This is a genomic window from Arthrobacter sp. MYb23, from assembly GCF_002979775.1.
Lineage (GTDB): Bacteria > Actinomycetota > Actinomycetes > Actinomycetales > Micrococcaceae > Arthrobacter.
Window position 1 is genome coordinate 1 of the sequence record NZ_PCPR01000037.1, and the last position, 21,946, is coordinate 21,946.

At 63.2% G+C, this 21,946-nt stretch carries 19 protein-coding genes and 1 tRNA gene; 7 read left to right on the top strand and 13 right to left on the bottom strand.

Translation table 11 applies throughout. The features are described 5' to 3' along the window. Positions 1-111 precede the first annotated feature (111 nt). The 4 genes from CQ020_RS22835 to CQ020_RS22850 form a co-directional block, all read right to left on the bottom strand. Positions 112-726 (bottom strand): rhomboid family intramembrane serine protease, encoded by a 615-nt coding sequence (locus tag CQ020_RS22835; protein WP_105694139.1) that lies wholly within the window; start codon positions 724-726, stop codon positions 112-114. Between the two features lie 14 nt (positions 727-740). Next, a complete protein-coding gene (ilvA, locus tag CQ020_RS22840) occupies positions 741-1,979 on the bottom strand; it encodes a threonine ammonia-lyase (protein WP_024820097.1) in 1,239 nt (412 codons plus the stop codon). A gap of 3 nt (positions 1,980-1,982) precedes the next feature. Then, positions 1,983-3,263: an AI-2E family transporter gene (locus CQ020_RS22845; RefSeq protein ID WP_105694140.1), complete on the bottom strand. Its 1,281-nt coding sequence runs from the start codon at positions 3,261-3,263 to the stop codon at positions 1,983-1,985. A gap of 105 nt (positions 3,264-3,368) precedes the next feature. Further along, positions 3,369-4,319, bottom strand: a complete 951-nt coding sequence (locus tag CQ020_RS22850; RefSeq protein ID WP_258142170.1) for an aldose 1-epimerase family protein — start codon at positions 4,317-4,319, stop codon at positions 3,369-3,371. A gap of 97 nt (positions 4,320-4,416) precedes the next feature. On the opposite strand from CQ020_RS22850, the gene galT reads away from it, so the two are divergent. The 3 genes from galT (at position 4,417) to CQ020_RS22865 (ending at position 8,028) form a co-directional block, all read left to right on the top strand. Beyond that, positions 4,417-5,568, top strand: coding sequence for a galactose-1-phosphate uridylyltransferase (gene galT, locus CQ020_RS22855; protein ID WP_105694142.1), 1,152 nt, complete (start codon positions 4,417-4,419; stop codon positions 5,566-5,568). Further along, complete coding sequence (gene galK, locus CQ020_RS22860; protein ID WP_105694143.1) at positions 5,565-6,725, top strand: galactokinase; 1,161 nt, start codon at positions 5,565-5,567, stop codon at positions 6,723-6,725. The genes galT and galK overlap by 4 nt, the downstream gene beginning before the upstream one ends. Before the next feature lie 64 nt (positions 6,726-6,789). Continuing rightward, positions 6,790-8,028, top strand: a complete 1,239-nt coding sequence (locus CQ020_RS22865) for an acetyl-CoA C-acetyltransferase (RefSeq protein ID WP_105694144.1) — start codon at positions 6,790-6,792, stop codon at positions 8,026-8,028. A 137-nt stretch (positions 8,029-8,165) separates the two neighbouring features. Here CQ020_RS22865 and CQ020_RS22870 read toward each other — a convergent pair whose 3' ends face one another. Further along, positions 8,166-9,077: a Bax inhibitor-1/YccA family protein gene (locus CQ020_RS22870; protein ID WP_062066927.1), complete on the bottom strand. Its 912-nt coding sequence runs from the start codon at positions 9,075-9,077 to the stop codon at positions 8,166-8,168. A gap of 343 nt (positions 9,078-9,420) precedes the next feature. Between CQ020_RS22870 and CQ020_RS22875 the strand changes: the two genes are divergently transcribed. Genes CQ020_RS22875 through CQ020_RS22890 form a run of 4 tightly spaced genes read left to right on the top strand, consistent with a single transcriptional unit; the run spans position 9,421 to position 13,543 of the window. Further along, positions 9,421-10,818 (top strand): branched-chain amino acid ABC transporter permease, encoded by a 1,398-nt coding sequence (locus CQ020_RS22875; protein WP_105694145.1) that lies wholly within the window; start codon positions 9,421-9,423, stop codon positions 10,816-10,818. Positions 10,819-10,827: 9 nt separating this feature from the next. Further along, positions 10,828-11,796, top strand: coding sequence for a branched-chain amino acid ABC transporter permease (locus CQ020_RS22880; RefSeq protein WP_105694146.1), 969 nt, complete (start codon positions 10,828-10,830; stop codon positions 11,794-11,796). Then, positions 11,793-12,776, top strand: coding sequence for an ABC transporter ATP-binding protein (locus CQ020_RS22885; RefSeq protein WP_105694147.1), 984 nt, complete (start codon positions 11,793-11,795; stop codon positions 12,774-12,776). Before CQ020_RS22880 ends, CQ020_RS22885 begins: the two co-directional genes overlap by 4 nt. Then, positions 12,773-13,543, top strand: coding sequence for an ABC transporter ATP-binding protein (locus tag CQ020_RS22890; protein ID WP_024820087.1), 771 nt, complete (start codon positions 12,773-12,775; stop codon positions 13,541-13,543). Before CQ020_RS22885 ends, CQ020_RS22890 begins: the two co-directional genes overlap by 4 nt. A gap of 76 nt (positions 13,544-13,619) precedes the next feature. Here CQ020_RS22890 and CQ020_RS22895 read toward each other — a convergent pair whose 3' ends face one another. The 8 genes from CQ020_RS22895 to CQ020_RS22930 form a co-directional block, all read right to left on the bottom strand. Next, positions 13,620-14,558, bottom strand: a complete 939-nt coding sequence (locus CQ020_RS22895; protein WP_105694148.1) for a lipid kinase — start codon at positions 14,556-14,558, stop codon at positions 13,620-13,622. Positions 14,559-14,668: 110 nt separating this feature from the next. Next, entirely contained in the window at positions 14,669-16,024 is a 1,356-nt protein-coding gene (locus CQ020_RS22900; protein WP_105694149.1) for an ABC transporter substrate-binding protein, read from the bottom strand. A gap of 223 nt (positions 16,025-16,247) precedes the next feature. Continuing rightward, positions 16,248-16,321 (bottom strand) — tRNA-Leu (locus CQ020_RS22905). Between the two features lie 21 nt (positions 16,322-16,342). Beyond that, positions 16,343-17,263 carry an N-acetyltransferase gene (locus tag CQ020_RS22910; protein WP_105694150.1) on the bottom strand — a complete coding sequence of 307 codons (921 nt, stop codon included), beginning with the start codon at positions 17,261-17,263 and terminating at the stop codon, positions 16,343-16,345. A gap of 104 nt (positions 17,264-17,367) precedes the next feature. Continuing rightward, positions 17,368-18,822 (bottom strand): NAD(P)/FAD-dependent oxidoreductase, encoded by a 1,455-nt coding sequence (locus CQ020_RS22915; protein WP_105694151.1) that lies wholly within the window; start codon positions 18,820-18,822, stop codon positions 17,368-17,370. Positions 18,823-18,860: 38 nt separating this feature from the next. Continuing rightward, complete coding sequence (locus tag CQ020_RS22920) at positions 18,861-20,261, bottom strand: S8 family serine peptidase (RefSeq protein WP_105694152.1); 1,401 nt, start codon at positions 20,259-20,261, stop codon at positions 18,861-18,863. Further along, positions 20,258-21,238 carry a Ppx/GppA phosphatase family protein gene (locus tag CQ020_RS22925; protein WP_105694153.1) on the bottom strand — a complete coding sequence of 327 codons (981 nt, stop codon included), beginning with the start codon at positions 21,236-21,238 and terminating at the stop codon, positions 20,258-20,260. The genes CQ020_RS22920 and CQ020_RS22925 overlap by 4 nt, the downstream gene beginning before the upstream one ends. Beyond that, positions 21,235-21,918 carry a DUF501 domain-containing protein gene (locus CQ020_RS22930; protein WP_181152004.1) on the bottom strand — a complete coding sequence of 228 codons (684 nt, stop codon included), beginning with the start codon at positions 21,916-21,918 and terminating at the stop codon, positions 21,235-21,237. Before CQ020_RS22930 ends, CQ020_RS22925 begins: the two co-directional genes overlap by 4 nt. Between the last annotated feature and the right edge of the window lie 28 nt (positions 21,919-21,946).

Sequence of the window (21,946 nt, forward strand, 5' to 3'; positions counted from 1 at the left end):
CCCGCCAGCGATTCGACTTCTGCACCCCCAATGAGATGATCAGAACCTTCCTGTTGCGATAACCGCTAGAAACCGCCCGCTCAGAACGACCTGAACTGCGACCTACTTGGGTTAGGGGGTGAGTTTGGGCTTGGGCCGGAGCAGGATGGCAGCGATGACGCCGCCCACGGCCCCGCCGAGGTGGGCCTGCCAGGAGACGTAGCCAAGTACCGTGGGCAGCACGCCAAAGAGGATGCTTCCGTAGGCCATGAACAGCACCACGGAGAGCAGGATCTGCCACCAGTTGCGGTTGAAGAATCCCCGTACCAGCAGGAACGCAAAGAACCCGAACACCAGTCCGGACGCCCCCACCGTCACCCCTCCCCCGCCAATCAGCCACACCGCGAGCCCTGATCCGAGCCAGCTGAAGGCCAACGCCGTGATGAACACCCGGATGCCGGACAGGAACACCAGGAAGCCGAAGATGATCAACGGCAGCGTGTTGGACAGCAAGTGGTTGAAATTAGCGTGCAGCAATGGAAACGTCAGGATGTCCAGCACGCCGTCCATGGAGCGGGGGCGCAGGCCGAAGGTTGAGTTGAGCCCGTGGCGCATCAGGGTGTTGAGGATCTCGATGACGTAGAGCAGGATGACGAAGCCGCCCATGAAGAGCAGTCCGCCTTTGGCCCGTCCGGCGAGCGATTCCTTTGCCTCTTCTTTAGAGCCCTCAGGCATTCCAAGCACCATGGGCGCCCCTCCCGTCAGTGCACCACGATCGGCTGGAAGCCCTCGGCCCGCAGTGCACCGAGAACCTGTTCGCCGTGTTCGTGGCCCTTGGTTTCCAGGTTGATAGTGATGGAGACGTCACCCATGCTGATGGAACCACCCAAACGGGTGTGGTCCAAGCCGGTGACGTTGGCATCGTTTTCAGCGATGATGCGGGCAATGGTGGCCAACGAACCCGGACGGTCATCCAGCATCATCCGGACCGTCATGAAGCGGCCGGCAGCAGAAAGACCGCGCTGGATGACTTTGAGCATCAGCATGGGATCGATGTTGCCGCCGGACAGCACGACGGCGGTGTTCCCCGGGTTTTCGATCTTGCCGTCCATGAGCGCGGCTACTCCGACCGCCCCGGCCGGCTCAACAACCATTTTGGCGCGCTCGAGGAGGAAGATCAGTGCCCGGGCGAGCGAGTCTTCGCTCACCGTAACGACGTCGTCAACAAGCTCGCGGATGATGCTGAAGGGCAACTGCCCGGGACGTCCTACCGCGATGCCGTCAGCCATGGTGGTGACCTTCTTCAGCGGTACCAAGGCGTCAGCTGCAAGGGAAGGCGGGTACGCGGCCGCGTTTTCTGCCTGCACGCCGATGACCCTGATCTCGCGGCCCAGTTCCTTGGCCCTGGCCTTGATGGCCACAGCTACTCCGGCCAGCAGCCCACCGCCGCCAACGCCCATGAGGATGGTATCCACGTTGGGGATCTGATCCAGGATTTCGAGCCCGATAGTGCCCTGTCCGGCAACAACATCCACGTTGTCGAAGGGGTGGACAAAGACCGCGCCTGTCTCGTTGGCGTAGCGTTGCGCTTCCGCCAGGGCCTCATCCACGTTGTGGCCGTGCAGCACCACTTCAGCGCCGTGGCTCCTGGTGGCCGCCAGTTTTGGCAGGGCCACCCCAAGGGGCATGTAGATGCGGGCGCTGATACCCAGGCTCTTGGCAGCCACTGCCACACCTTGGGCGTGGTTACCGGCTGAGGCCGCTACTACGCCGCGTTTCTTTTCTTCGTCCGTCAGCCGGGCCATGCGCACGTAGGCGCCGCGGACCTTGAAGGAGCCTGCGCGCTGCAGGTTTTCACACTTGAAAAAGACGTTGCCGCCCACGAGGCTGCCCAGCGCACGGGACGACTCCACAGGAGTCTTGGTAATAATGCCCTCGAGCAGCTCCTGCGCCTTGAGGACATCGTCCAGCGTGACGGGCAGGGTTTCGAGGGTATTCACTGACTATTCTCCTTTGTTGGTGTCGGCTTGAGGCTCCTCAACAGAGGTGCTCCCCGAAGCCTTGGTCTTGCCGGCGACGCCTTTGCCGAGGCGCGATTCGGGCCGTGGGAGGTGGACCTCCTTGAAGTTTGCGTCGCCGTCCGGCCCCGCCGAAGCGGCAGCCGGCTGGAGTTCCACACCGCCCAATCCTTCATCATGTTCCCACGTCCGGCCCGCAATGTAGCGAACTGCCGTGTTTACTACGGCGAGCAGCGGGACTGCGAACAGGGCCCCCGGGATGCCGGCGAGGTACGAACCCGCGGCAACGGAGAGGATCACAGCCACCGGGTGCAGTGCCACGGCCTTGCCCATCACCAGCGGCTGCAGAATATGACTTTCAAGCTGCTGGACCACCAGGACAATCGCCAGCATGATCAGCGCGTTGATGGGTCCGTTGGCCACGAGGGCGAGCAGCACCGCGATGGCACCGGTCACCAAGGCGCCCACCACCGGGATGAACGAGCCAATGAATACCAGGACGGCCAAGGGAAGAGCCAAAGGAACCTGGATGATGGCCGCACCAACGCCAATTCCGACGGCATCCACGAACGCCACGAACATCTGAATCCGCACATAGCTGACCATGGACGTCCAGCCCCGGCGCCCGGCGCCATCAGTGGCCCTTCGTGCGCTCTTGGGCAGGAGACGGACCATGAAGCCCCAGATCCGCGGCCCCTCCAGGAGGAAGAAGATGAGGATGAACAACGCCAGGACAAGACCGGCCGCAAAGTGGCCGGCGGTGCTGCCAAAGGACAATGCGCCGCTGAGGATGCTGCTGCTGTTGTTCTGAAGCGCATCCGCGCCGTCGGAAATGTATTGGTCGATCTGGTCTGCGGTCAGGTGCAGCGGGCCGTCGGCCAACCAGGTCTGGATCTGCTGGATGCCTGCCAGCGCCTCCTGCCAGAGCGCACCGAAGCCCGTGACCAGTTGCCTGCCCACCAGCGCGAGGGCTCCGCCGATCACGCCAATGAAGCCCAGCACTGTGAGGGCGACTGCCCCACCGTTGGGGATCTTGCGGTTGCGCAGCCACTTCACTACCGGGTGCAGCAAGCCGGCCAACAGCGCAGCAACCATCACCGGGATAATGAGGAAGCTGACCTTGCCCAGCAGCCAGACAAGGGCACCGATCATGAGCAGGATCAGGCCTGCCCGCCAGGACCAGGCTGCAGCAATGCGCACCCCATAGGGGATGTCTTCGGCAATTTGGCGGTCAGAACGTGTTTTGGCGTCCGGTGTTGGCGTCATGAACCCATAATTCCGCAGGGCGCGCCGTATGGGAAACCGGCTCTCACTTCCGAGACATTTCCGAGCGCGTTCGAGTCATTCCCAGGCTCTTCCGAGACGAAGGAGCTAGAGCGATGCCGCGATTCCCCAGCTCATGGTGAAGGCCTCGCCGGGCGCCAACCAGCGGAGGCCATCCCCGCTGTTGAAGGCATTGGCCGGTCCTGTCATGGGTTCGATAGCCACTGCTTTGGAACGGCCGGGGAAAGTGTCTGTGACGAAAACGTGAACGTACAAGCAGCTCTCGTCCTGCTCAAGGCTCACGCTGCGGCCATCCGGAGCCGTGAGCGTATGGCGCGCCATGCCGCCGTCGAACGCCAGGTCAGTCAAGGCGACATCCACCAGCAAGCTGCCCACACCGGCGCCACCGGAGAAATCGTACTCACCGTCCGCGGGTGCGGTGCTGCGCGGAATGAGGCGCTCGTCCGCTACCAGCCGGGTTGCAGCCTTGGTGGTGAGGACCAAGTCCTCGGGGGCTACGTCGCCGATGCGCAGGTAAGGGTGAGCGCCCAAGACGAAGGGGGCTGTGGCTTGGGAATCGTTGATCAACGTCTGTGAAACACGAAGGTCCAGGCCCGGATCCAGTTCGTAGCGCACCTGGTGCCGCACCAGGAACGGGTAGCCGTGTTGGGGGAAGACAGTGGCTTCGAGGGTGACGGAAAACTCTGACTCGTCCACCAGCGCGTACCCGGTGTTGCGCAACAGACCGTGGCTGGCGTTATTGCGCGAGGCCTCGGTGATATCGAGTTGCTGCTTCTTCCCCTCCAGATACCAGATGCCGTCCTCCACCCGGTTGGCCCACGGCGCCAAAGTAATGCCCGTGGCACCGGGCGGAATGTCCTCGTCGCCGTAGCTTTCAGTCAGCTGTACTCCACCGCGGGAGTAGAGCCGCAGGCCGGCCGCAAGCTCGGTGATGACGGCGAGCGCATCTTCCCTGCGGAGTTCGAACTGGCGGCCGGTGGCATAGCGGCGGGACTCGGACTGGTGGGCGGTATTGGCAGGCGAAGGGGTGGCAGGCATGGCAATACCGTACTTCATGAACGGATGCACCCTTGACCCGAATGTTAGCTTTTGTTAGAAACTATGCGTTTTTGGTCACTTGTGGAATGATGTCTTCATGAGCCGCATCACCAGCACCCGCCTCGCGGACAGCCGAGAGCTGATCTACTTCGACGACCCCGGAACTCCGGAGCGAACACCGGATTCCCTGGTGGACCACCGCGAGCTTCCCGCCCGTGGCGAGCCGGGCGAGGTGCGCTACGACGCTTTGTCCGGTGACTGGGTAGCGGTAGCTGCCCATCGCCAGACGCGAACGCATCTTCCCCCTGCAGATCAATGCCCCATCTGCCCCACCACAGCTGCGAACCCGTCCGAAATCCCGGCCCCGGACTATGACGTGGTGGTATTCGAGAACCGCTTCCCTTCACTGGGCCCGGCCTTGGGCGATATCCCCCCGATTCCTGCACCCGGTCACTCCGGCCACAGCCTCAAGGGCTCGGCATACGGCCGCTGCGAGGTAGTTGCCTTCACGCCGCAGCACACAGGCTCTTTCGCCGAGCTGGGAGAAACGCGTGCGCGTACGGTCATTGAAGCGTGGGCACAAAGGACTGAAACACTGAGCGCCCTTCCCGGCATCAAGCAGGTGTTTCCGTTCGAGAACCGCGGCGCGGACATTGGAGTCACCCTGCACCACCCGCACGGCCAAATCTACGCGTACCCCTACGTGACTCCGCGCGCGGCCCAGCTCGGCGCGGTAGCCCGGAAGTACTACGACGACGTCGACGCGAAGGAAACGCTCGGGGCCTCGCTCCTCAAGGCAGAACGCGAGGACGGCAGCCGCATGGTCCTGGAGGCCAAGCACTTCAGCGCCTATGTTCCCTTCGCTGCGCGCTGGCCCTTGGAAGTCCACCTCGTTCCTCATCGCAGCGTCCCGGATCTTGCGGCGCTGACGGGTGAAGAACGGGATGAGCTCTCGCACGTCTACCTGGACCTGCTGAAGCGGCTCGACTCCCTCTACCCCACCCCCATGCCGTACATCTCCGCCTGGCATCAGGCCCCGCTGGACCCCGTCCTTCGCCCGGCCGGCCAGTTGCACCTGCAGCTGACGTCACCTCGTCGCGCTGCGGATAAGCTCAAGTATCTGGCTGGCTCCGAGGCCGCCATGGGAGCGTTTATCAACGACACCACGCCCGAAGCGGTGGCAGAGCGGCTCCGCAACGTCGCCGCAGCGCCGGCTTCGAACAAGACCCTGGAAGGCATACGAGCATGACCACCACCACCGATACCGGCGTCCTCGCCGCCCGCTTCCAGGACACGTTTGGAGCAGCCCCCGACGGCGTGTGGCAGGCACCGGGACGCGTCAACCTGATCGGCGAGCACACGGACTACAACGAAGGCTTTGTGCTGCCCTTCGCCATCGACAAGACAGCAAAAGTGGCATTGCGCGTCCGCGACGACTCGAAGGTTCGCATGCTGTCCACGTTCGGTGGGCACGGCGTGGTGGAAGCCGACCTCGCGGACTCGGAGCCGGGATCCGGCGAGGGATGGTCCCGTTACCCGCTGGGGGTTGCCTGGGCGCTGAAAGAACGTGGCATCGAGGTACCCGGTTTCGACCTTCTGCTCGATTCCGATGTCCCCTCAGGGGCAGGACTGTCGTCCTCCCACGCGATCGAGTGCGCTGTCATCTCCGCCCTCAATGAATTGACAGGCGCCGGCCTGGCTGCCGAGGACCTGGTGCTGGCAACCCAGCGGGCCGAAAACGTATTTGTTGGCGCACCCACCGGCATCATGGACCAGTCGGCGTCCTTGCGGGGCGCCAAGGGGCACGCCGTGTTCCTTGACTGCCGCGACCAGCACGTGGAGCTGGTCCCCTTCGACGCAGAAGCGTCCGGGCTGGTCCTGTTGGTCATCGACACCAAGGTGTCCCACTCGCACGCCGACGGCGGTTACGCCTCCCGCCGTGCGTCCTGCGAGCTGGGTGCCGAGATTCTGGGTGTCAAAGCACTGCGCGACGTCGGGGTGGAACGCTTGGAGGAAGCCTCCGGGCTGCTGGACGAAACTACCCTCCGGCGCGTCCGCCACGTAGTCACAGAAAACGATCGCGTCCTCCAGACGGTGGAAACCCTGGCCGCCCAGGGCCCTGCCGCGATTGGCGCCCTGCTGGACGCCAGCCACGTTTCCATGCGCGACGACTTTGAGATCTCCTGCCCGGAACTCGACCTCGCCGTGGACACCTCCCGGGCCAACGGCGCCATCGGTGCACGCATGACCGGCGGCGGCTTCGGCGGCTCAGCCATCGCACTGACTCCGGTGGGTCGGGAACACCAGGTGCGCGACGCCGTCGTACGTTCCTTCGCGGAGGCGGGCTTCACCGCACCGGACATCTTTACCGTTACGCCGGCCGCTGGGGCCCTTCGCCTGGCCTGACACTTTTCGGCTTCTTCCTGTGAGCGCCCGGCATCCCCGAGGATGCCGGGCGTACCATGGGGCCATGTCTGAGGCTGTCATCGTAGCTACTGCAAGAAGCCCTATTGGCCGGGCGTTCAAGGGTTCCCTCAAAGACGAACGTCCGGATGACCTGGCCACGGCCATGGTGCAGGCGGCGCTCGCTAAAATTCCGGGTTTCGATCCCGCCGCCGAGGACGGGCAAGGACTGGACGACATCCTGCTGGGCTGCGCCGAACCCAGTGGCGAGGCCGGATCCAACATGGCCCGGGTGGTCGCCGTCCTGGCCGGCCTGGATCGCGTGCCCGCAGCCACCATCAACCGTTTCTGTGCATCGAGCCTGCAAACCTTGCGGATGGCCTTCCATGCCATCCGAGCCGGAGAAGCCCACGCGATAGTCTCCGCGGGTGTGGAGAGTGTGTCCAGGTACCAGAACTGGGCCGGGGCCGGCGAGACGGATTCCTCAAACCACAACCCGCTCTTCGAGGCGGCGGCCCAGCGCACGGCAGCCCGCGCCGCATCCAACATCCCCTGGACCGACCCCAGGCTCGGGGGCCGGCTGCCCGACATCTACATCTCCATGGGCCAGACGGCCGAGAACGTCGCCACCAGCTATGGCATCAGCCGGGCCGAGCAGGACGAATGGGCTGTCTTGAGCCAGAATCGCGCCGAGGCCGCCATCGCTTCAGGGTTCTATGCCCGGGACATCACACCGTACACGCGCCAGGACGGCACCGTGGTGGAGAGGGATGACTCACCCCGCGCAGGCGTGACCCTCGAAGCAGTGTCCACCCTGCAGCCCGTCTTCCGTTCGGACGGGACCGTCACGGCCGGCAACGCATGCCCCCTCAATGACGGTGCCGCTGCGGTGGTGGTCATGAGTGACTCACGGGCCAGGGAATTGGGCCTGCAACCACTGGCGAGGGTGGTATCCACCGGTATCAGCGCCCTCTCCCCCGAGCTCATGGGCATGGGGCCCGTGGAATCCACGCGCCGAGCCCTGGCACTGGCCGGGATGACCATGGACGACATCGACCTTGTGGAGCTCAACGAGGCCTTCGCCGTGCAGGTGGTGGCGAGCGCCCGCGACCTGGGAATTGATCCTGCAAAGCTCAATGTCCACGGTGGCGCCATTGCCCTGGGCCACCCTTTCGGCATGACCGGGGCCCGGATGACCAGCACGCTCCTCAACGGCCTGAGGGAACGCGACGCAACCCTGGGGCTGGCCACGCTGTGTGTGGGCGGCGGACAGGGCATGGCAGTGGTGTTGGAGCGCCTGAGCTAGCTAGTGGTTTCTGGCGCCGAGGGGTTGGCTCTCACCCCTTTGGGGCGCGTATTCCGCCGAGACCTCGCCCCTCACGAACACAAAAATGCCCCCGAAGTGATCTTCGGGGGCATTTCGCGTTGACGGACTCAGAAGAGTTAGTCGTCGCCTCGCAGGATTGCCAGCAGGCGGATGATTTCAACGTAGAGCCACACCAGGGTGACCGTCAGGCCGAAGGCAGCGACCCAGGAGTAACGTTCCGGGGCGCCGGCGCGGACGCCTTCTTCGATGCTGGTGAAGTCCATGATCAGCGAGAATGCTGCCAGGCCGATGGCCAGGATGCCGATGAAGACACCCAGCGGGATGCCGAAGATTTCAACGCTGGTACGGAGGCCGAAAGGCTCCTGGACGGCGCCGGTCCACATCATTACCATGTTGATCAGCGCAAAGACCGCGTAACCGATGGTGGCGATCAGGAAGAAGCGCATCATCTTCGGGGTGGCGCGGACCTTGCCGCTCTTGAAGAGCACCAGGGTGACGCCGAAGACTGCCAGCGTACCGATCACAGCCTGGAGGCCGACGCCGGGGTACATGCCATCCAGGATGCGGGTGAGGCCACCAAGGAACAGGCCCTCAAGGCCGGCGTAAGCAAGGATCAGGGCCGGTGAAGGCTGCTTCTTGAAAGTGTTGACCAGTGCCAGGACGAATCCGCCCAGCGCACCAACGATCATGAGCATGGTGGAGAGGGCGGGCGCCACGAAGAGCGTGACACCTGCGCCGATGATGAGAACCACGAGGCAGGCGACGGTCTTCATGATGACGTCGTCGTAGGTCATACGGCCGGTGTCGGCCGGGCCTGCAGCAGGCTGGTTGTACATCTGCTGCAGTTGCTCGTTGGTCATGTTCTGTTGCTGAGCCGACCATGCGGCATGGCCGTCCATGACCTGGCTCGGTGCACGGCCGGGTGCTTGGTTGAACTGCTGGCCGTACGGGTTCTGCGGTACAGGCGGGGCCTGCTTTGCTCCACGGAAATTCTTTCCGTTGAAGACTGGGTTTCCGCCAAGTGCCATTGCGGGTGTCCTCCTGAAAAAGGGCTAGTGATAATTCACGGTACCAATTACCACGCGCGCGCGGCAGGGAAAGTTCCCCTGTTCACGGAGACGAAACTCAACCGTGACAAGAAATTGGAGGAGTGACGTCCGCGGAACGTTTAGTAGCACCCACAAACAACAAAGGTTTACTTAAGCCCTGCTACATCAGTAGTTGCTTGTAGCTTCACAGTTGTTATCTGATCGCGATCTTCACAGCCCCGAACTGGGCATTCATTACCTCCACCGGGCGGTAACATAGGCCACACATGGGTGACTTAGATCACAAAACGAGGCAGCTAGGCAAGAACAATTCACAAGCCCCATGACCGTTCGCACCGGCTGCAAAGGCGCAGCCGGGACCACCCCCACTGTGGAGGTTTCCATTTTGAGAAGCACACTGCGCGACCCGTCCATGAGACGGTCCAAAGGACTGCAGAGAGTTGTGGGGGCGCTGTTCGCAGCCCTCATCACCGCTCTGTTGATCGCCGCCCCTTCGGCACAGGCAACCACCCCCTCGCCTTCGCCGTCACCGACGACATTCCAGAACAACATCAGCGGATTCCTCCGCGATGATGCCCGGGCCCCCATACCCGGCGTCAAGATCAAAGCCACGGGCAACGGGTTTGAAGGTGAATCCACCTCCGGAGCCAACGGAGCCTGGACCATCGGCGTTCCCGTCCAAGGCACCTACACCATCGAGCTGGACACCTCCACCTTGCCGGAGGGAATCACACTCGCAGAGGGCCAGGACAATCCCCGTGATGTCACGTTCAGCCAGACGTCCAACCTGTCCGTGATCTTTGCCTTTGGCAAAGGCATCGTGGTCCAGCAACAGGACTTTGGCCAAAACCTCCTCAATCGCCTCGTTGCGGGTTTGAGCTTCGGCCTCCTCCTTGCGCTCGCTTCAGTTGGTCTGTCCCTGATCTTCGGAACCACCGGCCTCACCAACTTCGCCCACGGCGAGATGGTGACGCTGGGCGCAGTACTGGTGTTTATGTTCAACGCCTTCGGACTCCCCTTCTGGCTGGCGATCCTGCTGGCCCTGATAGGCGGCGGGCTCTTCGGCTACGTTCAGGACGCAGGGCTCTGGCGTCCGTTGAGGAAACGTGGCTCAGGCCTGGTCCCCATGATGATCGTCAGCATCGGCCTCGCCTTGGCCATCCGCTACGTCATCCAGTTCTTCTTCGGCGGCGCAACACAGCAGCTGCCCGGAGCACAGAGTACTGAAATCCAGATCGGACCTGTTTCGATCTCGCCGAACAATCTGTGGTCCCTGATTATCAGCGCCGTGGTCATCGCCTTGATCGGCATCGTCCTGCTGAAGACCCGTCTGGGCAAGGCAACCCGCGCCGTAGCCGACAACCCCGCACTGGCAGCCGCCTCCGGCATCGACGTCGACTCCGTTATCCGCATTGTGTGGATCGTCGGCGGCGTCCTCGCCTCCCTCGGTGGCATCCTGTGGGCGTACTACCGCCCGGGCGTCACCTTCGACATGGGCTCGCAAATCCTGCTGCTCATCTTCGCTGGCGTGACGCTGGGTGGTTTGGGAACCGTCTTCGGTGCCCTGATCGGCTCGATCGTCGTCGGCATCTTCGTGGAGCTGACAACAGTGTTCGGCCTTCCCGCCGACCTCAAGTACGTCGGCGCCCTGTTCATCATGATTGTTGTTCTTCTGTTCCGACCGCAGGGTATCCTCGGCCGGCGTGAGCGTGTGGGTTAGGAGCGGGCCATGGACTTCGGATTTATTTTCTCCAGCGCCCTTGGCGAATTATTCAGCCCGACGACGGCGGCGTACGCACTTGCCGCTTTGGGCCTCGCGGTGCACTTCGGCTACTCAGGCCTGCTGAACTTCGGCCAGGCCGGCTTCATGGCGGTTGGTGCCTACGGCTTTGCGATCTCTACCCTGAGTTTCGACGCCCCGTTCTTCCTCGCCCTGATCATCTCTGTTCTGTGCTCAGTGCTCTTCGCCTTCATCCTCGGCATACCCACCCTGCGGCTCCGGGCCGACTACCTGGCAATCGTCACCATCGCAGCGGCAGAAATTGTCCGCTATGTGGTGACCACCAACCAGCTCACCAGTGTCACAGGCTCCGCCAACGGTTTGGCCGCGTTTGAGAACACCTTCTATGCCATGAATCCCTTCCCCGAGGGGTCCTACATGGGCATGAACAACCGCGACTTCTTCATCCGTGTTGTGGCCTGGGCCCTGGTCATTGTGTGCTGCCTCCTGGTGTGGCTCCTGATGCGCAGCCCTTGGGGCCGCGTGCTGAAGGGCATCCGTGAGGACGAGAACGCTGTCCGCTCGCTGGGCAAGAACGTTTACGCCTACAAGATGCAGGCACTGATCATTGGTGGCGTGCTGGGCGCCTTGGCGGGCATGATCTTCACCCTCCCCCGAGGTGCCGTCCAACCGTCCAACTACGGAACGGAACTCACGTTCTTCCTGTGGACCTGCCTCCTGCTCGGCGGTATGGCCACGGTCCTGGGGCCGGTCATCGGAGCCATGATCTTCTGGGTAGTACTCTCGCTGACCCAGAGCCTGCTCTACGGCCTCATCGAATCAGGGGTGATCACCTGGCTCACTACGGTCCAGGCTGGCCAGCTGCGCTACATCCTGGTGGGTATTGCGTTGATGCTCCTGATGATCTTCCGCCCGCAAGGCGTCTTCGGCAATAAGAAGGAGCTTGCTTTCGCATGAGTGAGACCAACGAACAAAATATCGACTACATGACCGATTCGCGGCCCATCGCCGTCGGGGAAAATACCCCTGGCTGCAAGAAGCGGGATCCCATTGTGGTGGCAGAGGACGTTACCCGTTCCTTTGGCGGCATCAACGCGGTGGACGTGGAATACCTTGAGATCCCGCGCCATAAGATCACCGCCTTGATCGGCCCCAACGGAGCGGGCAAAACCACCTTGTTCAACCTGCTCACAGGTTTCGACACTCCCAACACGGGCAAGTGGCAGTTTGAAGGGAACAGCCTGGCCGGTGTTTCCTCTTACAAAGTGGCCCGCATGGGTATGGTCCGCACCTTCCAGCTGACCAAAGTGATGGGCAAGCTCACGGTCATGGAAAACATGCGCCTGGGTGCTGCCGACCAGCCCGGCGAACGGCTTTCCAAGGCCCTGTTCAAGGGCATGTGGGGCGGACGCGAAAAGGAAATCACAGCCCAAGCCCACGTGCTGTTGGAGAAGTTCAAACTGGATGCCAAGAAGGACGACTACGCTGCGTCCCTTTCCGGTGGTCAGCGGAAGCTCCTGGAGATGGCACGCTCCTTGATGGTCAAGCCCAAGCTGGTAATGCTCGATGAGCCCATGGCCGGTGTGAACCCGGCGCTGACGCAGTCATTGCTGGACCACATCAAGAACCTCAAGGCAGAGGGCATGACCGTGCTGTTCGTGGAGCACGACATGAACATGGTCCGCCACATCGCTGACTGGGTAGTGGTCATGGCCGAAGGCAAGGTTGTTGCCGAAGGGCCCCCGGGCGAAGTCATGAAGAACCCCGCGGTCATCGACGCCTACCTTGGCGCCCACCATGACGTGGACCTTGGCGACGCTGAAGGCATCAAGGTGCTCGAGGCAGAGCTCGAAGCTGACGAAGAGTCCGTCGTGGGAACCGAAGATGCAGGCATCCTGTCCGAAATCGTAGAAACCAAGAAGGAGGACGGACAATGAGCAACACCAGCGCAATGCCCGCCTCGGCAGATGCCCCCGCCGCCGATTCGGTGGTCAAAGTCACCAATCTGGTGGCGGGTTATATTCCCGGCGTCAACATCCTCAACGGGTGCAGCATCGAGGCCCGCAAGGGTGAACTGATCGGCATCATCGGGCCTAACGGTGCGGGAAAGTCCACGCTCCTGAAAGCCATGTTCGGCTTGGTGAAGGTCCATTCCGGCACCGTGGTGGTCCGGGGCCAGGACCTTACAGGGTTGAAGGCCAACAAGTTGGTGACCCAGGGTGTGGGCTTCGTCCCGCAGACCAACAACGTGTTCGCTGCGTTGACCATTGAAGAGAACCTTCAGATGGGCATGTTCCAGCGGCCGAAGGACTTCTCGGAGCGATTCGACTTTGTCACCAGTCTCTTCCCGGAGCTGGGAAAGCGGCGCGCCCAGCGTGCAGGGTCACTCTCCGGCGGCGAACGCCAGATGGTGGCCATGGGAAGGGCCCTCATGATGGATCCGGCCGTGTTGCTGCTCGATGAGCCTTCGGCAGGCCTCTCCCCCGTCAAGCAGGACGAGACCTTCCTTCGTGTCCACGAGATCAACCGTGCCGGCGTCTCGGTCATCATGGTGGAACAGAACGCGCGCCGCTGCCTGCAGATCTGCGACCGCGGATATGTCCTGGACCAGGGCAAGGACGCTTACACCGGTACAGGGCGTGAGCTCATGAAGGACCCCAAGGTCATCCAGCTATACCTGGGTACCCTGGCGGACGAAGTCTAGCTCCGGTAGCTCCGAAGGCTGCGTCAGTTCGAAGGCCTGGTTCCGGTATCTCACCGGGACCGGGCCTTCGGCGCGTTCAGCCGCGTCCCTCGAACGTCGCGCTGTTGCTGTTCGCCGGCACCACCACATGCACCGCATTCCGCTCAACAGTGAAGTCAGCGGGCGTGCTGGTTGCGATCTCGCCGTCGAGGTTCACCGGCAGTGGCGGAGTGGTCACCAACGTGACGCTCCGGCTGGTGAGGTGGTAAACCCGCTTGTTCTCTACAAATTTGCCGTTCTTGAGCGAACGGGCGATCTTCGCCTGCTCCCGCAGCGGCGCAGTCAGGATCGCATAGATGTCCAGGGTGTGATCGTCAATCCCGGCTGTTGGAGAGACCGCGTTGCCGCCGCCGTAGTATCTTCCGTTCCCCACTGCCACTTGAAGCAGGTCCTCAAGTTCCACAGGCTCGTGATCCCCGTCCGGGAACTCAAGGCGGGCCTGGAAGGGCCTGTGCTTGGCGTAGGAGCGCAGGGTAGCCACACCGTATGCCAGGGGGCCGATCAGCCGTTTGAGGCGCGGACTGAGCGCCTCGGTGACTGCCACGGACAGGCCGGCTGATGCCACGTTGAGGAACGGTTGGCCGTTTGCCCGTCCGAGGTCGATGTCCACAATTTTTCCCTCCGCGAAGGCAGCGCAAGCGCTGCTCAGGTCCCGGGGAATCTCCAGCGTTCTGGCAAGGTCATTGGCGGTGCCCAGCGGAAGGACACCCAGTACGACGTCGGTACCGGCCACGAGCCCGGCTGCGGAGGCAACCGTTCCATCGCCTCCCCCCACCAGCACAAGGTCATGCCCCTGGCTGACTGCCCGTTCCACGGCTTGGGCGGGATCACTGCCGCCATCCACCGTGAGCACAGCGGAGACAGGGAGTCCCGCCTTTGCCAGGGTTTCAGTTACCAGCTTCTGAGCTGCGGAACCTTTGCGTGAACCGGTGTTGATGACCACGGCAATCGAGCGGGCTTCCCGGGTTAGCTTCATGGGGCCATGGTAGGTCCACCGCCTGTGTGAGAGCCGTGTCGACGCAGAACGGGTCCCCTTCCTTGTAGGAAGGGGACCCGTTGCTAAGTGCGGTCTAACCTGCGTTCGGCTTAGAGCTTGCCGAATTCTTCGCGGACCGGCTTGTAGGTGTTGTCATCCTGGTATTCGTAGATACCGATGTATGCCTCGGTGGGGTCACCGGCATCGGAGAACGTTACCGGACCGGACTGGCCGTCGTAGTCAATGTCCTTGCCCTCGCGGAGCAGGGTGACGCATGACGGGAAGTCGGTGCACTTCTCGCCGCCTTCAGAGACTTCCTTGAGCTTGGCTGCAATGTCCGTGCCCTTGGTGCTCTTGGCTGCCTCAGCGGCAAGCGAGATCAGGTTTACGGCGTCGTAGGACTCGCCTGCGTAGCTGTAATCCTTCAGTGCGGGATCGATCGCGAGGAGCTTCTGCTTGAAGGCGTCCTTGGCGAACGTGCCGGGGATGGTTCCCTGCGCGCCCTTCATGGTGCCTGCCTGGAAGTCCTTGCTGTAATCCGAGGTGTTGCCGTCAACCATGAACAGCTGCGTGGGCTTGACACCCTTGCCGGTCATCAGGGGGACGATGCTCTTGGCCTGGTCGAAGGTAATCAGTGCGATCGCATCCGGCTTTGCTGCGAGGACCTTGTCCACCTGGCTGCTGAATTGCGAATCACCCTCGTTGAAGAGTTCTTCAGCAACAACCTTGCCGCCGGCTGCCTCGAAGGCTTCCTTGACGTTCTTCTGCAGGCCGGTTCCGTAGGCGTCGTTAAGGACGATCATGCCAACGGTCTGGGCGCCACAGGTGGCCATGTAGTTGCCGAGCACCTTGCCCTGCAGGACGTCGGACGGTGCAGTGCGCCAGTAGAGGCCCTTGTCATCCCACGTGGTGAAGTCAGGCGAGGTATTCGCCGGAGAGAAGTGGATGACGCCAGCGCCGGTGATCTGGTTGATCACGGTCTTGGAAACGCCGGAGGAGGCCGCACCGATCACGGCGCTCACACCCTGGCCCAGCAGGGCCGTGGTGGACTGCGTGGCGATGTCGGTCTTGGTGTCACCGGAGTCGCGGTGGGTTACTTCCACCGGGGCACCCAGCACACCACCGGCGTCGTTGACTTCCTTGATGCCGAGGTTGACGCCGGCAATTTCGGGCGGGCCGAGGAACGCCAGCGACCCCGTTGTCGGCAGGAGCGATCCAAGCTTAAGCGGCGTAGCCGTGGTGGTGGTCGAGGGAGGTACAGGTCCCGTGTTGGTGGCAGCCTGGCTGTTGCCGGCTCCCGCCCCGGCGCTCGGAGCAGGGCAGGAGATGCCTGCTGCGGCGGCGGAAGAAGACCCAGTCTGGGTAGGAGTCGAAGACCCACCACAAGCTGTGGCCAAGAGAGCGACCCCAATGCCAAGCGCGGTTAGCTTGGCGGCTCGGGGCGCCGCTGGGGAAAGATCAAACATTCGTTGTCTCCTCGATCGAAAGGTGCGAACTGCCTTTGATGCGATTACTCAGGTGTTCCTGATTAAGACTCAAACTAATGCAATTACCCCGCGAACATAAGTGATTCAGGTCACATCCCTATAACACTCGTTGCCTGTGGGGAATCTAGGAGCCCGCTGGGAAAAGTCACCGAAGAGAAGAATCGTGCACTGGAAGGGAGAAGGAGCTCTCACCTTGCGTCTGTGCCCCAGGTGGGACTCGAACCCACAACACGCGGATTTTAAGTCCGCTGCCTCTGCCAATTGGGCTACTGGGGCGCCCGGACCATGGTATCCCAGCTAGAGCCGGTTGAATGGCCCGGCGTAGCGGAAGGTGCCACTGACGTCGTCGGGCCATCCCGGCAGGGTGAGTAGCTGGAAGTGTTCGCCCCAGGCCGCTTCAGGGGGCTGGACCCCCACTGAGGTGGCCGGCACGTACCCGAATCGAGGGTAATAGAGAGGGCTGCCGAGCAAAGCAATCCCGGGTTCACTCGCCGCAGCGGCGCGGGCGGCGGTTTCACGCATGAGGGCAGAACCGACGCCGCGGCGCTGGAACGGTGGAAGAACGCCGATGGGCCCCAAGGCAATGAGCTCCAACTCCCCCACCCAGCCGCGGGTACTGATGGCATGACCCACAATGTCGCCCCCGATCTCGGCAACGATGCTGAACTCCGGAAGGTACTCGCTGCACTCAAAGAGCTCCCGCAGCAATCCAACTTCAATCGGCGTGCCCTCAACCGGCTCGCCGGTCACCGGTGAGATGGAGAACGCCCGGGCGGTGAGTTCCAGGATCTCTTCCCGGTCTTCGGGCTGTTCGGTGCGCAGGACCACGCCGCGCGCCAGAAGCCGCAGCACCTCCATGGCCCTGCCGGCGTCCGCCGATGGCACCAGGAGGTGATCGTGATGGAAACCGGCAAGGACGTTGCAGCTGATTCCCGCGTGCGTCAGTGCAGCGCTGACGGCTGCGGTCAAGCCCACGGCCTCCAAGGCCGAATGGACCTGCAACGTGATCCAGGTAGCCACAAAGTCGTAGCTCAGGCCCAAGGAGTCAGCTTCATCGCGGTGAAGGACAACCGTCAGGCCTTCAGCCTCCCGAACGGCCGCTTCGATGCCACCCTCCAACGGCCGGCCATGCGGCCACAGGGCATACACATAGTCGCCGTCGCGGGCTACGGGATGAAGGGACTCCAGAAGAGTCTTCAGATCGGTTTCACCGGACATGAGGACAGTCTAGGGGCAGCAGTGGAGCGGCACTTCTTAAACGCAGACGGTTAAACGCCGACGGCGGCCATCCCCCACAGGGGACAGCCGCCGTCGAACGTGTACTACTTGGCGTCAGCAGTTACCGGAGTCTTGGCTTCCTCGGCAACGGGCTTGGCTTCAGCCGGAGCCGGAGCGGCAGCGGGCTTGGGAGCCGGAGTAGCCGCGGCCACGAAGGCACCGCGCGGGTTGTCCAGGTCCATCAGCTGCGTGGTGTCGCGACCAGCGAAGAAGGCCAGGATCCAGCCGAAGACCACGCGGAACTTGCGCTCCACCGTGGGCATGGCCATGCCGTGGTAACCACGGTGTGCCAGCCAGGCGAGGCCGCCCTTGAGGCCGATGCGGCCGAGCAGGTTGATGTTGGCAACACCCTTCCACTCGCCGAAGCCGGCCACGGCACCGAGGTTCTTGTGCTTGTAGTCGTGCAGCGGCTTGTCCCAGCGGGAGGCCCAGAGGTTCTTCGCGAGCTTCTTGGCCTGACGCAGTGCGTGCTGGGCGTTGGGGACGCAGGTGCCGTCCGGCAGGCCCTTGCCCGTGAGGTCCGGAACAGCGGCGATGTCGCCAGCTGCCCAGGCGTTCTCCACAATGCCTTCGTCGCCTGCGATGCGGAGGTCCGGGAGGACGCGAACGCGGCCACGCGGTTCCAGCGGGAAGTCGGTGGAGCGGATCATCGGGTTGGCCTGCACGCCGGCAGCCCAAACCAAGGTGTCAGCTTCAACTTCACCGGCGGGGGTCTTGTCCGGGAGGTTGATCAGCTTGAGGTTGCCCTCGGCGCTGTCCAGGGAAGTGTTCAGGAGTACTTCGATGCCGCGGCTGCGGAGGTGCTCCACAACCCACTCGGCCTGCGAAGCGGTGACCTCGGGCATGATGCGGCCCATGGCCTCGACCAGGATGAAGCGGACTTCTTCCTGGCGGATGCGCGGGTTGTTCCGCACAGCTGCACGGGCGAGGTCTTCCATTTCGGTGAGGCATTCGATGCCGGCAAAACCGCCACCAACAACAACGAAGGTCAGTGCCTTGGCGCGTTCTGCGGGGTCAGTCATGGTGGAAGCGGATTCGATACGCTCCAGCACCTTGTTGCGCAGTGCAACAGCTTCCTCGATGGTCTTCAGGCCAATGCCCTTGTCCGCGAGGCCCTTGATGGGGAAGGTGCGGGTGATGGCACCGGCTGCGATCACGACGTCGAAGTACGGGATCTCGAAGTTTTCGCCGCCATCGGACGGTGCGATCACCGCGGTGCGGTTAGCGTGGTCGATGCTGGTGACGCGGCCCTGGATGAGCTCAGTCTGCTTGAGGTGCTGACGGTGGGAGACGACGGCGTGGCGTGCCTCGATGTTGCCGCCGGCAACTTCCGGAAGGAAGGGCTGGTAAGTCATGTACGGCAGTGGATCCACGACGGTGACGATGCCACCGGCATTCGCGATCTTCTTCTGCAATTTGAGGGCTACGTAGAGGCCGACGTAACCGCCGCCGACGACGAGAACCCGGGGACGGTCAATGAGCTCAGGGGTGGTTGCCATGACTCCAGAGTACCGTACTTTGTGAAAATCTTCACTAACTACTTCCGGGAGGGAGGATCCACCTTCACGAGGGCGCCTGTTTCGGCCTCTTCAGGCACTGCGGGCGGGTTCTTTAGAACCCTTCGCAGCTGAATGGCCGCACCTGTTACCAAGGCAACAAACAGGGCGCCAAAGCCAATCACTACGGCGGCGGGAAGGGCTTCGTCCACGGTGGCCGGCGTCTTCGCAACAGGGACGGTCGGATCGGCAAGCGTGGGGGCAGCGCTGGTGGGACTTGCCACGGGTGCCTGCGAGGGCTCACTGAAGACGCCGCGGCGGTGGACGCGGATCCAGTCCCCGATGGAACCCAGCGGGTTGGTACTGGTGGTGGGTACATCATTCTTCAACGCTGCCTCAGCGTTGAGGATGCCGTAACCATAAATCGGGTCCTTGCCCGGAGCGCCTGCATCCTTGGCGGTGCTGACAATCCTGTTGATGACCTGGGTGGCGCTCATCTCCGGCCACTTGGAACGGATGAGTGCAGCCACACCCGAAACGATGGGCGCTGCTCCGGACGTTCCTGCCCATTCGGCATACGAGCCTCCGGGGATGCCGCCCACCAGTTTCTCCGCCGGCGCGGCCACTCCGATGCTGATGCCCTGGGAAGAGGAGTCCACGCTGGCGCGTCCTTCGCCGTCCAGCCCGGCTACCGTAAGGACGCCGGGAATGGTTGCGGGGGCGCCAACCTGGACGTTGCCACCCACCCGGTTTCCCGCGGCGGCAACGATCACCACATCCTTTTGCTCCGCGTAAAGGAAGGCCGCGTCCCAACTCTGCGGCCAATCGGGCGAAGTGCTCCCGAGTGAAATGTTGATGACCTTGGCGCCGTTATCAACCGCCCAGCGCACGGCCTCCGGTATCTGTTCCTGGTCGGTTTTTCCGCCGGGGTTGGGCGAGCCGAGCCAGGTTGAGATGGCCAGGATCTCCGCTTCGGGTGCGACCCCCGTGATTCCGTCCGGTCCCCCGGCAGGCGGGGTGGTTGGCGCAGGAGGCGTGGGAGCAGGCGATGCCGAGGCCGAAGCTGACGGAGGAGGTGTGGGCGTGGTGTGGCCGCGCCCGGCCAGCATGGTGGCCACCAGCGTGCCGTGCTCGGTCTTGGCGCCGATGCTCTTTTGCCCGTTAGGGGCTCCGGCACCGGAGACATCCGTCCCGCCCACCACGACGCCTTTGAGGTCAGGGTGGCTTCCGTCAACACCGCTATCGATGATGGCGACCTTGACTCCAGCACCCTTGGACACCTGCCAGGCGTTGGTGACTCCGGACTCCTTGAGCCAGTACTCCTTGTCCCGCCATGCATCCGCGTTGGCGGCCGGAGCCGACAACAGCGCACCCGCCAGCGCCCCGCCGGCCAAGGTGGTGGCTAGCGCAGCGGAAATGGCGCGTCGGTGCCGCAAAGTCATTTGTCGTCCCGGATACTCAGGGCGATGCCATCCAGGATGTCGTGTTCGCTGGAGACTGCCGCGCGGATGGTCCCCTTGCTGACATCAGCCAAGCGGCCCAAAATGCGGCGCCACACCAAAGCTCCCGCACCGATGACGTCCACGCGTCCCGGATGCATGTAGGGAAGGGCAGCACGTTCATCCCGCGTCATCTCCAGCAGGCTGGTGCACGCATCGGTGATGGTTTCCAGGTCCAGCGAAGCGCCGTGGATGCGGTGGGGCTGGTATTCACTCAGGCCCAGCGCGTGCGCGGTGATGGTGGTGATGGAACCGGCAACGCCCACTACGGCCGTGGCACGGTCCAGCGGCACCGTCTGCGCGGCAAGATCAAGCGCGGCGTCGACGTCGGCCTCTGCAGCGTTGATTTGAGCGGCAGTGGGCGGATCGCTGCGAAGGTGACGTTCAGTGAGCCGCACGCAGCCAACGTCCACAGAGCGTGCCGCGATAACTCCAGTGGAGTCGCCCAGCACGAATTCGGTGCTGCCGCCGCCAAGGTCCACCACCAGGATGGGGTCCTCTCCCATGGCCGGCAGGACACTGCTTGCGCCCGCGAAGGACAGCGCAGCTTCCTCATCGCCGGAGATCACCTCGGGCTGCACGCCCAGCAATTCCCTGACGCCGTCCACGAAGACTTGACGGTTCCGGGCGTCCCGGGTGGCCGACGTGGCCACGAAGCGGATCCGCCCTGCGCCGTGTTCCTTGATCAGATCCGCGTAGTCGCGTGCCGCTGCGAACGTCCGTTCCAAGGCCTCAGGGGCCAGTTCACCCGTAGCGTCGACGCCCTGCCCAAGGCGCACCACACGCATTTCCCGCACGACGTCGGTCAGAGGTCCGGTTGCGCCCTGTTCCGGAGCCTCAGTTAAGGCATCAGCAGAAGCGTCGGCGATGAGGAGGCGGATGGAGTTGGTTCCGCAGTCAATGGCGGCCACCCGGCTCACGCGGTGCCCTCCTGCTCGTTGTCGGACTCAATTTTTGACTTCCGCACCGGCGCGGGGCGGCCTACGATGTCCGGCAGTCCTTGCGGACCGTGGCGGCTCAAGTCGCGGGAAGGAGCCTCGCCGGCTGTGTCCCAGGCACCGTCGCAATAGCAGCGGTCTTTGGTCCACCACTCGGTGATGGCGGCCAACGCCTCGTCCCCCAGCGGATTGACTCCCGGCCCGGCAGCCAACGAGTGACCCACCAGGACATGGAGGCACTTCACGCGGGTGGGCATTCCGCCCGCGGAAATGCCGTCAATCTCCGGCACAGCCCCGGTGCCGGAGCGGCCAGCGATGTCATTGCGGGCCTGCAGGTAGGCATCATGGGCACCATGGTAGGCACCGGCGAGTTCCTGATCGGCAGTCAGCCGCTCGTTCATCTCATTCATCAGCCCGCCCGCTTCAAGCCGCGACACTGCGGAAGTGATGACCGGGTGGGTCAGGTAGAACGTTGTGGGGAAAGGTGTGCCATTGCTGAGCCTGGGAGCCGTAGCTGCCACCAAGGGGTTGCCACAGACGCACCTCGCCGGGATCTCGACAACATCCCGGACCGGCCGTCCCAACTGGCGGCTCAGGACCTCAAGATCATGTGCTGACGGCTGGCGGGATTCCTGCGGCACGGCTGCCGTGTTCTCTACCACTTGCGCTGCCAACCTTCCTGCCCCTTTT

What these genes read in the sequence shown, in the direction of transcription:
- CQ020_RS22835 (WP_105694139.1), bottom strand. Translation starts at nt 726, where the DNA reads ATGGTGCTTGGAATGCCTGAGGGCTCTAAAGAAGAGGCAAAGGAATCG.
- CQ020_RS22845 (WP_105694140.1), bottom strand. Translation starts at nt 3,263, where the DNA reads ATGACGCCAACACCGGACGCCAAAACACGTTCTGACCGCCAAATTGCC.
- CQ020_RS22850 (WP_258142170.1), bottom strand. Translation starts at nt 4,319, where the DNA reads ATGCCTGCCACCCCTTCGCCTGCCAATACCGCCCACCAGTCCGAGTCC.
- galT (WP_105694142.1), top strand. Translation starts at nt 4,417, where the DNA reads ATGAGCCGCATCACCAGCACCCGCCTCGCGGACAGCCGAGAGCTGATC.
- galK (WP_105694143.1), top strand. Translation starts at nt 5,565, where the DNA reads ATGACCACCACCACCGATACCGGCGTCCTCGCCGCCCGCTTCCAGGAC.
- CQ020_RS22865 (WP_105694144.1), top strand. Translation starts at nt 6,790, where the DNA reads ATGTCTGAGGCTGTCATCGTAGCTACTGCAAGAAGCCCTATTGGCCGG.
- CQ020_RS22870 (WP_062066927.1), bottom strand. Translation starts at nt 9,077, where the DNA reads ATGGCACTTGGCGGAAACCCAGTCTTCAACGGAAAGAATTTCCGTGGA.
- CQ020_RS22875 (WP_105694145.1), top strand. Translation starts at nt 9,421, where the DNA reads ATGACCGTTCGCACCGGCTGCAAAGGCGCAGCCGGGACCACCCCCACT.
- CQ020_RS22880 (WP_105694146.1), top strand. Translation starts at nt 10,828, where the DNA reads ATGGACTTCGGATTTATTTTCTCCAGCGCCCTTGGCGAATTATTCAGC.
- CQ020_RS22885 (WP_105694147.1), top strand. Translation starts at nt 11,793, where the DNA reads ATGAGTGAGACCAACGAACAAAATATCGACTACATGACCGATTCGCGG.
- CQ020_RS22890 (WP_024820087.1), top strand. Translation starts at nt 12,773, where the DNA reads ATGAGCAACACCAGCGCAATGCCCGCCTCGGCAGATGCCCCCGCCGCC.
- CQ020_RS22895 (WP_105694148.1), bottom strand. Translation starts at nt 14,558, where the DNA reads ATGAAGCTAACCCGGGAAGCCCGCTCGATTGCCGTGGTCATCAACACC.
- CQ020_RS22900 (WP_105694149.1), bottom strand. Translation starts at nt 16,024, where the DNA reads ATGTTTGATCTTTCCCCAGCGGCGCCCCGAGCCGCCAAGCTAACCGCG.
- CQ020_RS22910 (WP_105694150.1), bottom strand. Translation starts at nt 17,263, where the DNA reads ATGTCCGGTGAAACCGATCTGAAGACTCTTCTGGAGTCCCTTCATCCC.
- CQ020_RS22915 (WP_105694151.1), bottom strand. Translation starts at nt 18,822, where the DNA reads ATGGCAACCACCCCTGAGCTCATTGACCGTCCCCGGGTTCTCGTCGTC.
- CQ020_RS22920 (WP_105694152.1), bottom strand. Translation starts at nt 20,261, where the DNA reads ATGACTTTGCGGCACCGACGCGCCATTTCCGCTGCGCTAGCCACCACC.